The sequence below is a fragment of the Bartonella jaculi genome (assembly GCF_039543045.1).
Classification (GTDB): domain Bacteria; phylum Pseudomonadota; class Alphaproteobacteria; order Rhizobiales; family Rhizobiaceae; genus Bartonella; species Bartonella jaculi.
This window is the reverse complement of the sequence record NZ_BAABIZ010000033.1, coordinates 1-10,142: the sequence shown is the minus strand read 5'-3', so window position 1 is coordinate 10,142 and position 10,142 is coordinate 1. Positions and strand designations below refer to the sequence as shown.

At 40.1% G+C, this 10,142-nt stretch carries 10 protein-coding genes and 1 pseudogene; 1 reads left to right on the top strand and 10 read right to left on the bottom strand.

Annotated elements, in window-relative coordinates:
* The 4 genes and pseudogenes from ABD915_RS08135 to ABD915_RS08120 all read right to left on the bottom strand — a co-directional run.
* Window positions 1–262 (bottom strand): annotated as a pseudogene (locus tag ABD915_RS08135) (hypothetical protein); the annotation flags it as partial.
* A gap of 13 nt (window positions 263–275) precedes the next feature.
* Window positions 276–2,294: a portal protein gene (locus tag ABD915_RS08130; RefSeq protein ID WP_345117246.1), complete on the bottom strand. Its 2,019-nt coding sequence runs from the start codon at window positions 2,292–2,294 to the stop codon at window positions 276–278.
* Window positions 2,279–3,607 carry a PBSX family phage terminase large subunit gene (locus tag ABD915_RS08125; RefSeq protein WP_345117244.1) on the bottom strand — a complete coding sequence of 443 codons (1,329 nt, stop codon included), beginning with the start codon at window positions 3,605–3,607 and terminating at the stop codon, window positions 2,279–2,281. Before ABD915_RS08125 ends, ABD915_RS08130 begins: the two co-directional genes overlap by 16 nt.
* Window positions 3,588–3,920 (bottom strand): hypothetical protein, encoded by a 333-nt coding sequence (locus tag ABD915_RS08120; protein ID WP_345117242.1) that lies wholly within the window; start codon window positions 3,918–3,920, stop codon window positions 3,588–3,590. The genes ABD915_RS08125 and ABD915_RS08120 overlap by 20 nt, the downstream gene beginning before the upstream one ends.
* Window positions 3,921–4,123: 203 nt before the next feature.
* Here ABD915_RS08120 and ABD915_RS08115 point away from each other — a divergent pair, with 203 nt between their 5' ends.
* Window positions 4,124–4,750, top strand: coding sequence for a hypothetical protein (locus ABD915_RS08115; protein WP_345117240.1), 627 nt, complete (start codon window positions 4,124–4,126; stop codon window positions 4,748–4,750).
* Window positions 4,751–4,763: 13 nt separating this feature from the next.
* Here the strand turns inward: ABD915_RS08115 and ABD915_RS08110 are convergent, their stop codons facing one another.
* From ABD915_RS08110 to ABD915_RS08085, 6 genes are all read right to left on the bottom strand, one after another.
* Window positions 4,764–5,291 carry a hypothetical protein gene (locus tag ABD915_RS08110; RefSeq protein ID WP_345117238.1) on the bottom strand — a complete coding sequence of 176 codons (528 nt, stop codon included), beginning with the start codon at window positions 5,289–5,291 and terminating at the stop codon, window positions 4,764–4,766.
* An 8-nt stretch (window positions 5,292–5,299) separates the two neighbouring features.
* Window positions 5,300–5,812, bottom strand: coding sequence for a Panacea domain-containing protein (locus tag ABD915_RS08105; protein WP_425548203.1), 513 nt, complete (start codon window positions 5,810–5,812; stop codon window positions 5,300–5,302).
* Window positions 5,813–5,828: 16 nt separating this feature from the next.
* Complete coding sequence (gene ssb / locus ABD915_RS08100; RefSeq protein ID WP_345117236.1) at window positions 5,829–6,269, bottom strand: single-stranded DNA-binding protein; 441 nt, start codon at window positions 6,267–6,269, stop codon at window positions 5,829–5,831.
* A gap of 85 nt (window positions 6,270–6,354) precedes the next feature.
* Window positions 6,355–7,821 (bottom strand): replicative DNA helicase, encoded by a 1,467-nt coding sequence (locus ABD915_RS08095; RefSeq protein WP_345117234.1) that lies wholly within the window; start codon window positions 7,819–7,821, stop codon window positions 6,355–6,357.
* A gap of 647 nt (window positions 7,822–8,468) precedes the next feature.
* Window positions 8,469–8,957, bottom strand: coding sequence for a bactofilin family protein (locus ABD915_RS08090; RefSeq protein ID WP_345117232.1), 489 nt, complete (start codon window positions 8,955–8,957; stop codon window positions 8,469–8,471).
* Window positions 8,958–9,039: 82 nt separating this feature from the next.
* Window positions 9,040–9,822, bottom strand: a complete 783-nt coding sequence (locus ABD915_RS08085; protein WP_345117230.1) for a hypothetical protein — start codon at window positions 9,820–9,822, stop codon at window positions 9,040–9,042.
* Between the last annotated feature and the right edge of the window lie 320 nt (window positions 9,823–10,142).

Here is a 10,142-nt window from a genome sequence, read left to right as displayed (position 1 = left end):
CTTCAACCATTGGCGCTTGAGGTTGAGTTTCATAAAATTTGACAAGTGCTTCACGGGATTGCTTTAATTGTTCTTCAGCACGTTGCTGTTCTATACTAGGGACTGTAATCTCTGAAGGCTGTTCAACTGGCTCTGCAACCGGCTCTGGAGACGTGACATCATGGCTCTCAACCGTTTCGACATCATGATCACTCTCAAAAGAGCTTTCATCATCAAAAACAGCTGGTTCTACTCTATAATCTTCATTCATTTCTGCATTCATTCTTTTACCTTTCTCAAATGCTTCCTCCTCGATAAGTGGCCGCTCTTTCTCGCATGATTTGATTATGCATCTGCTCATTCATAATGCGTTGCCGTTCTAATTCATGGCGTTGCTGCATCATTTCCGCTTCCAGTTCTGCTCTCTTTTGACGCATGAACAGTTCAATCTGCTTTCCTTGTAAATCCATCTGTTGCATCTGGGCTTTAGCAGCAATATCCTGCTGCTTTTCTTGCAACTTCATTTCTTGCTCCGGATTCATCTGCTGTTGCGCTTGTTGCGCCATCTGCTGCTGTTGTTGAAACTTTTCACTTACACGATTAAGCAGTGACGCCGGCAATGGGGAGTAGCGCAACAAATCAAGCATGATATCTGGTGTCACGGCATTTTGAAGCAATGGTAAGAGCTGGGTAATAATGCCGAAGGTGCGCTCTTTCTCATTAGGACTGGTTGGCGCATCATCCACCACAATATCATAATCAACACTCATCACTGCTTCACGGGTCAAAGGAATATATTGCGCATTCTCCTCTCCAGAAATCCGCACCAAACGACCATCAGACAAGTAATTCTGGATCAAGTGCAAAATAAGCTTACCTTGACGCTTGCGATACAAACGCAACCCATCAAACAAACAAGCAAGCAGATTTAAACTGGATTGACGCCGTTGTGCCTCCAAAACCCCTGCTTGTGAAACTTCTCTCGTCCCTATAAACTCTGGTGATAATCCAGTTACCTGATTAATAGCTTCTTTGGCTTCATTGAATAACTGGAAAAAGCCCGTGGGAAATTGAGAGACCGGTTTTGGCTGTATTTTTCCACCTGCCAAAGCTCCATTTTTTAAAACCGTGATACTGTCTGCTCTGCTCCAACTTTTTACGGCTTCTCTTTCATCTTCAAAGGCGCCCCTCTCTGCCATTATCCCGCCCTTAGATTGGCTGTTGAGAATATGCATCACCTGACTAAAATATTTATTTGCCCATCGCTGTGGGTCTTTAGTAGGACGTACAACCCCATAAAATTGACGCTCTATCTTATCAAAATACCCCGTTATACACTCCCAACCTAATTGACCAGCAGGAACCATCGGTTGATCAGGACATAACAAAACTTTTCTGCCTAAAAAAGCGCGCTTGACGACCTTTTTATTAAAAGCCGCCCCTTGAATATCGGGCATCATACATTGAAGTTGCTTAAATTCCTCTTCGCTATAATCACGAAGTTCTCCAGTGCTTAAATCGGGCGCTTTATAATATCTCTCGCTTTCAAACCAACGGCATTCGACAAGAGTGACCATTCGTCGACCGTTTTCAACATCAATTCCAATCTCATCATCATAAGCCTCTAAATCATTGTGATGAATGCCTTCATAAGCACTCCCATCTTTTGCCCAATCTGCACTTAGTTCGCTCCAATGGGCTTTGGGAAACATTTGCTTGGCAACTTCCAAGGGCTTGCGGTCTACGTACCATAAGCGTTGTGCATCGGTTAAATTCGGTTGTACTGCCGCGCTATCCCAAACCATTTTCAGAGGGTCTAAACGCGTAATAACTGGTTCTCCATCGAGGCTGTTTTCATAATCAAGTCGCGTATCGGTCCAGCCCATACCGCAAATGACAGCATCTTGAAAAGCATCAGAATCCGCGTATTCCGCATGCGCCATATCGCGAAACCATTCTGCCGCCCCTGTAAGCAATTCACTGGGTAATGCCTTGCCTATCTGTCGGGGAATAAACTGTACTTCACGCTTGTTGTTACGCTCTGACCCCACTACCGCGTTGACCAATGGTGCAATACGATTAAAGGTCATGACGGGGCGGCGCTGTTCCTTTAAAGCTGCTAAATCGGCTTCATTCCACTGATCTCCATTATAAAAACGAAAATCTTCACGGGCTTGCTCGCGCCATTTGTTCACATGCTCAACATCTTCTTTGTACCAACTCACAAGTTTACGAAATAAACCTTCTGTCGACAAATCTGAAATGTTGCTATCTTTGTCTAAATGCTCTTCATCATGCATCATTCTGCCATCCATGACGTGCTCTCATTAGCTTCTCTACCGCTATAAGCTTGTCTCTTATGTTTCTGCACCGGCTTTTCGTAGCCCACACACATCAATCCAAAAGCATCCGCACCATGACTCGACCAATCATGCTCTGCGCCTAACCCTATATTGCGCTTCTCATCCCATTTCTCATGATACCAGTTCAGTGCCTTACGACCCGCTACCGTCGTTTCCTCGTTAAACCAAACAGAAGGTAAAATACGTCGCACTGCCTCTATTCGCATTTTGATAGCACCGGCTCCTTGATTGGGAATGACTTGCGTTTCAAAACCCGCATCGTTTAAAGCACTCTCAAAACTCACATTATGCACACGGTCTCTGGTTGCACCATCATGGGGCAAAACCATCAATGCCTTCTCATAACCATTGTCACGTAACCAACCAATATGCTCCGATAACGGCTGTCCTTGTGCCTCGTAATAATCAAGCACTCTGATTTCTCTTCCTACAAATTGCGCTATCCAAATCGCTGTTGCATCTGCCTTAGCGCCCGTCCCCCCAATATCCCAAAAGGCGCGTATCTGCATTAAAGGATCACGTGCAACACGTCCTATCCGCCCCTCCTGCTCGGCTGCCAACATTTCTTTCTGATAGTAAGCCCCTTGAACCGCTGTTAAATAAGCCCCTTCCCATATATGCTTATAAGTCTCGGGGCGGTTTCTCAAATCATCAAGACGCGCTTCATTCAAGATCTTAGGAAACTTCGGATTGTCTGACCAATTGATCTCAACACGTTTAATCGCTTCATTATCTGAAAAGCGAAACCGCTTCTCAACGGGGGCATTCTCTCGCAATGGGTTCCATGTCACCCATAACTCTGCTCTCCATCCCTCTCCTTCTTCACGCAAGGTCGGTATAAGCGTCTGCCAAGCTGTCTCTGTAACGGGCTCTGCCTCATCAACCCAACAAAGCAAAATGCGTCCCATCGATTTGATACTCGCAATATTGCGGTCTAGTCCAGAAAACTGAAAGGCTATACGACCATCGATCGACTTAATTGAAGACTCCCCAACCTTGTAATAACCCTTTAAAAAGTCATGGGCTTCAATGGCGCGCTTAATTTCCTCCAATGAACTCTCTGCCAACGAATTTTGAAACTGACGCGCACAAAGGATAGTCCCTGATATCCCTTGCATACCAAATTGATAGCCTTTTAAAGCCGCCATCAAGGCAAAGGATCTTGTCTTCCCAGATCCTCTTCCTCCCCAAGCTGCACGCACCAAAGCATCCCCTGCAAAAATCGGTATAAGCTTTGGTACAATATTAATCTGTCGTCTTGTCATTAACCAAAGGCGCGATTTCCACACGCGTTATCGTCTTGATAGCTCCCCCATCTTCCCCTGTCACTTGCAAAGGCAACACCTTACCAAGCAACGCTAAATAAGCAGCTGGGCATTTAATCGCTTGCTGTTCCAGATAAGAGATCAACCCTTCCTTGCCATACTTATTACCTGCCAATTCAGCTGCTTTAATGATTGCCTCTTTTAAAAGACGTGTTGTTTTGTTGCCAACTCCCTTCACACGCCCTTTTCCAGCATTAGGAGGCATAGGCTTTTTTGTCGCTTGAAAAACCTGTTCTGTATTTTCTGATGTCATAAATTCCTCCCTCCAGATAATAAAAAACCCCGCATTTGCGGGGATTTTGAACTGCACTGCCCCTCGTCTAGATACAGTACGACCAAGTACAGCGATGTTATTAAATACGATTTGCTACACTTTGTCAACACAAAAAATAACACATATTGATAATTTTAAAGGGAATCTGTTAAACAGCGCTTATGAATAATTAAGGGTTCAAAATGATGAAATTATTATCCACAACACGCATCATAACATTTATAGCTTTCTTTTTTATATCAGCGCTACCTGCATCAGCGTCATTTGGATTTATAGACAAATTGACGCGTATGTTTACAAGTGTAGATACTATAGAGAAGTATAATCAACTTTACAATAAATACGTAAGTGAATCATATATTGGCTCTATGCATTCTGAAAAGATACGCAGAGCAGAAGAACTTTCACTCAGAAATGGCGGAGAATATTCATTTTTTAAACAGGAGGATATATTGTATCGTCACATATCGGTTCTTGGTTGTGCATCCTTTATGAGTTTATTGCGGGGTGATTATAATAAGGTGATGTCGCAAATGGATCTACCCAATGTAATAAAGCGTTTACGCGATGAATATGATTGGAGTGAAAGCGATTTTATGTGGGCATACGACGTAGTCAATGATAACAAAGATCCAATGATTTATTATGCAAAAAAACTTATGATGACTATAGATAAGCATTACGATTTAAGAAAAGAACAAGTAAATAACATAGTATCTCAAGTGAAAAGAAATGATCATAAAGGGTTAAAGGGCCTCATTGAACACTGCAGAAACTTACAAACGATATACAATATAATGAAACCGTAATAGAGATTGTCATTTAACGATCAAAATGTTTCTGAATCGCATTAAGAGCCACCCGCAATGAGTTCACAAGATGCGGTAATTCTTGATCTTCTATAACGAGGTACTGTAGCGCAGCATAGAGGTTATACTGTTTATAGAGATGTTGCGCTTCTTTTATTGCCTCTTGCGTATTTAAAAACTTCTCTGTTGCAAATTCTACCCATTTGTCTCTTGCTTTATCATCAGCAGATGACGGCATTTCGTCATAAATCGCATTAGGCAAGCCTTTTGCACATAGATAGTCGTTTCGTATCTGTAGATATTGTTGCGCGGCGTCATATTGCTCTTGAGTGAGTTGACCTTGCAAGCAAAGCCGTCCTATGTAAGACCCAGAGAGTGGATTTTTTGCCTCTTGTAGCGTTAAACCAAAGCGTTTGGCACGTGTTTCTATTGCCAATTGATCAACGGCTTCACGCGGTGCTTTTGCACGTGATATACGACCATTGGCTTCTCTTACCTGCCCTGCTATTTTAGGGCGTCCCCTCTTTTTGTTTTTTTTCACAGATAACCTCAGATTCCTATTTTCTCTGCTGCTTTCAAATATCTATTAATTTTTCTAATGAAATATTCTCTGATGTGATTATCTTTCAGCTTTACACCCCATCTCCCATTGTACACTCTACGCCATGGCGATCGATCCTCATGAGAGGCGTCACGCAAGCGATAAGCTGAAAAATTTTTATAAGCATTCCATACAATCTCTAATAACTTAACTGTATATTCATCAGCTGAGTTTTTAGACATTTTAGGGATAAACATTTCTCCTGTCTCTAAATCCACCATACGCGAATAACGATCGATAAAACGCCTTCCCCAGTCTTTAAACTCATGATAAAGAGCCGGAATTACGGGTCCATGCTGCCATGCTTCTATGCGATCAGGAAAGAGACGCTTGCCTGTAGCTGCTAACATCCATCCATACGCAAAATACACCAGCTTAATAAGCTTCATAGGGGAAATTCCAATATCTTCCTCGCGCCCCTTTTCAAGAAAGAAGTTAGCAATTTGTTGAACTTGATACATTCATTTTCACACCACTTTAAAAAGGAACACTGTCATTTAAAGCGTTTGTAGACGTATCAAAAGGTCTCTGGAAGCTTTTCTCATAAGGCGATGATTGCTCTTGATCATCATTATTTTTGCTGTCTAAAAGCTTCAAATCACCTTTGTACTTAGGTAAGACAATCTCTGTTACAAAACGTTCAATACCGTTTTTATCTTGCCATTTACGGGTTTGTAATTGACCCTCTATGTAAACTTTACTTCCTTTATTAAGATACTGGAGTGCTATTTTTGCTAAATGTGGATTAAAAACCACAATGGAATGCCATTCTGTCTTGTCTACTTTTTGATTGCTTGCCTTATCTGTATAGCTTTCACAAGTTGCTATACGAAAATTAGCCACTTCATTACCAGAGGTCATAGTTTTACTTTCGGGATCAGCACCGAGATAGCCAATTAACATCACTTTATTAAGCATGTTTGTAAGTTCCATTAAATGATATAAAGATCATAACATGTTTTATGTGTTTTTACAATATTTTCAGTTATCTAATAACAATTATTTAAAGTATTACATTATGTGCTAAATCACTAAAGCGTGTAAAATCGGATTGAAAGGCAAGGGGAACGATTCCTGTCGGACCATGGCGTTGTTTTGCTATAATAACCTCGGCTTTACCCTTGGCTTGCTCCATTGCTACTTGCCACTTGCTATACTCAGCAGTACCTTCTTTTGGTTCTTCATTTTTGAGATAATATTCTTCACGATAAACAAACAGAACGATGTCGGCATCTTGCTCAATTGAACCAGATTCACGTAAATCAGAGAGTTGTGGACGTTTATCGGTTCGGTTTTCTACTTGACGTGAAAGTTGAGAGAGAGCGATAATGGGAATGTTGAGTTCTTTTGCAAGTGCTTTTAATCCGGTGGTAATGGCTGTAATTTCTTGAACGCGATTTTCTAATGAACGCTTTGAACCGCTTGTCATGAGTTGGATATAATCGATAATCAAGACATCTAGACCATGTTGTCGTTTAAGACGCCTTGCACGGGCGGACAATTGTGCAATAGACACACCCCCCGTTTGATCAATATAAAGAGGGATTGTTTGTAAGGAACGCATTGCGCGAATTATTTTTGAAAATTGTTCTTCTGAAATACTTCCACGCCGGATGTCGGAAGAAGAGATCTCTGTTTGCTCAGAAATAATACGCGTTGCAAGCTGTTCTGTTGACATTTCCAGCGAGAAAAATCCAACAATGCCTCCTTCATTTTCTTGTGTTGAGGAATCACGCTTGCAAGCATTGGCAATATTAAAGGCAATATTGGTTGCAAGTGCGGTTTTTCCCATAGCAGGGCGCCCCGCAAGGATAATCAAATCAGATGGCTGTAGCCCCCCCATTTTCTCATCAAGACTTTTGATATGGGTAGCTATCCCAGAGAGCTTTGAAGAACGCTTTTTCGCAGCGCTTGCCATGTTAAGTGCTTTTGTAATGGCTGTATTAAAATTTTCAAACCCACTCCCATATTTTCTTTTCTCTGCCAATTCAAACAACTGATTTTCAACAGTTTCAATTTGTTGTGATGTTGTAAATTCTAGAGGCGCATCATAAGCTCTATTCACAACTTGAGTGCCAAGGTTAATTAAAGAGCGTCGGATAAACAGATCATAAATGACGCTCCCATAATCTTTAGTATTAATGATTGTGACTGCCTCTGTAGCTAATCGCACCACGTAATTATATACAGTGATGTCTCCAATTTTCTCATTATTTTCAACAAAGGGCTTAATAGTAATGGGATCTGCAACTTTTCCATTTTGAATAATTTTTGAAATGATATCAAAAAGCTTTTGATGCAAAGGTTCAAAAAAATGCTCTGCTTTTAAAAAATCAGAAACGCTATCAAGAGCATAATTATTGATAATGATAGCACCGAGCAAAGCTTTTTCTGCTTCAATATTATGAGGGAGTTGACGAAAAGAAGATTGTTCTTCTGTTTGAAAAGAAGGTAATTTAACAGCGTTCATTTTATTCATTATGATTTAAATTTATTTGATAAATGATAATTATAAACCACTGAATCTACAGTGTGAATCCCATTTTTTATTTTTTAATTGCTTGTGTTTTTACACACATTGTGCAATATAGAGATATTCGTCTTACTTTCGAATAACAAAACAGCAAACGTTCATAACAAAAGCCGTGCCAATTAATTTTGACACGGCTTTATTGATAAAAACCCTTGCCTAGAACAGACAAAGTATTTCGACTTCTACAAACCTCGAAATAACAAAATCTTTTCTATAATGCAATGCGAATAAAAATACATTTACCTTTATATACGTTTTGTGTATATAATTGAAGAATAGCGTGCATTGCAAAATAGCAAAATAAAAACCGTGTCAAAATTAATTGGCGCGGTTTTTACTTTAAAAGAGTTATTTTTAAACCTAGAGGACGGTTAAAACACAACGCTAGAATAACGTTGCGAATTAAGCATAGCATGATCGATTTTAAGATGCAATTTGATAAAAACGCTCTTGCTTTTATACACACTTTTGTGTAGTTTCATTCGCATCATTGAAATCATTAACTCCTTTTGTATAGGTTTTCTTTTTTTATCTATTAACTAACTTTAAAGCCGCGTCGTAAATGACACGGCTTTTTTTTAATTCTATCTTTTAGAATACGACGCAGCCGCTTTAATCAATTCATCTACAGTGTTTACCCTATCTCCAAAAGACATTAAACCTGTAGAAATCTCTTTTCTTCCTGTAACCCATGCCCCCGAAAAAAGTTGCGTATCTCCAAAAATACGTGCCCTGCCACCAATAATTGCATTCCCATAAGCACGTACATTGCCATGAACTTTTGCAAATCCATTAACATGCACCTCATCACAAATTATTGCATTTTCAAAAACCTTCGCATGCCCCCAAACAATAGCAGCATTATAAACTTTTGCATCGTCCCCAACCCAGCAATTACCTTGGTGAGAAAGGTTGTATTCACTTTCAATAAAGCCACCTAGATCACCTTTTTTAACACTTCCAAAACTTCTTAAAGCTTTAATGCGATAAAGTGTTTTAACTCTGCCATAGTATTTAACTTCTGTAGTTTCATCAGTAAGTTCATATTTTTTAGATACAGTTTTAGTGGCCATAGGTAACTCCCTAATCTAATATTCAAACAAATTTTTAAATGAAATGGTTATAAGGAGGCGCCCCCGCAACGCCGCTGCTTTTTTACGCTGCTTTATTTATATCCTGATCAACACCACAGACATCTTCAGAAAATTTCTTATTTTCTTTAAGCACAGCATTGCCATAAATCGTTGTAAATTGGCAAATTTGTGCCTTGCCACTCACATGAGCATTATCGTGAATTTTTGCACAGGGACCAACACGCGCCGAGCCAGAAACCTTGGCATTGTCATAAATATTGCTACCATCATAAACTATAGCTTTATCAAAAACATGAGCATTTCCATAAGCTTTTGACCACGCAGCAAGGCGTGATTTCCCATAGACATGGGCATCATTAAACACAAGCCCACTCACATACGCATTTTCATAAACACGGGCATTATCGTAAATAAGAGCCCCCTCTGTAATAACGGCATTATCACTCACAACGGCATTGCCAAAAACATAGCCTCCAATTTTTGCATTGCCATTAATGACTGCATTGTCATAAACATGTGCCTTATCACTCAAAACCCATGCCTTATCACTAATCACGGCATTACCATAAACCCTAGCCCAATTCACAACGCGGGCATTATTGCGTATTTTGGCATTTTCGGAAACGCTTGCTTTAATAACCATAGCATCATCATAAACCCAGCAATTACCATCATGAGAGAGGTTATCTTCATTTTCAATAAAACCACCAAGATCCCCCGCCTTAACATCAGCAAAATCCCTTAAAGCTTTAATGCGGTGTAAAGTCACACCGTTAACAACGCAGTTTTCATTCGTAAGTTCATATTTTTTGGATGTTTTTTGATTCTTAACTGTAGCACTCATGCTTGTTTTCCTTGTGATTATTAAGTTTTTAATTGACAGCCCATAAGGGCGCCGGGTGCTAAAAACACGGTCACAAGTCCGTTGCTTATACTTTTCCCTCGCGAAGGGTATTGTATGGTATAAGCACACCCGACATAAATCATCATACGCTACTTAAAGCATAAAAGACAGTCAGTATTTTAAAGAATGGGAGAAACCTTTTCGTGGTCTATCCGCTTATCACAAGTGGTTTTTAAGCACTTGTCGACCCTTTTAAACCAGCTTCGCTTTAAAGTCAATACGTATTTTTTATTTTTTTCACTTTTTTTCATTTTGGTACT

Bases quoted from the DNA above. Each gene is read 5' to 3' on its own strand.
- ABD915_RS08105 (WP_425548203.1), bottom strand. From the start codon at position 5,812: ATGTATCAAGTTCAACAAATTGCTAACTTCTTTCTTGAAAAGGGGCGC.
- ABD915_RS08125 (WP_345117244.1), bottom strand. From the start codon at position 3,607: ATGACAAGACGACAGATTAATATTGTACCAAAGCTTATACCGATTTTT.
- ssb (WP_345117236.1), bottom strand. From the start codon at position 6,269: ATGCTTAATAAAGTGATGTTAATTGGCTATCTCGGTGCTGATCCCGAA.
- ABD915_RS08130 (WP_345117246.1), bottom strand. From the start codon at position 2,294: ATGGATGGCAGAATGATGCATGATGAAGAGCATTTAGACAAAGATAGC.
- ABD915_RS08085 (WP_345117230.1), bottom strand. From the start codon at position 9,822: ATGAGTGCTACAGTTAAGAATCAAAAAACATCCAAAAAATATGAACTT.
- ABD915_RS08120 (WP_345117242.1), bottom strand. From the start codon at position 3,920: ATGACATCAGAAAATACAGAACAGGTTTTTCAAGCGACAAAAAAGCCT.
- ABD915_RS08115 (WP_345117240.1), top strand. From the start codon at position 4,124: ATGATGAAATTATTATCCACAACACGCATCATAACATTTATAGCTTTC.
- ABD915_RS08090 (WP_345117232.1), bottom strand. From the start codon at position 8,957: ATGGCCACTAAAACTGTATCTAAAAAATATGAACTTACTGATGAAACT.
- ABD915_RS08095 (WP_345117234.1), bottom strand. From the start codon at position 7,821: ATGAACGCTGTTAAATTACCTTCTTTTCAAACAGAAGAACAATCTTCT.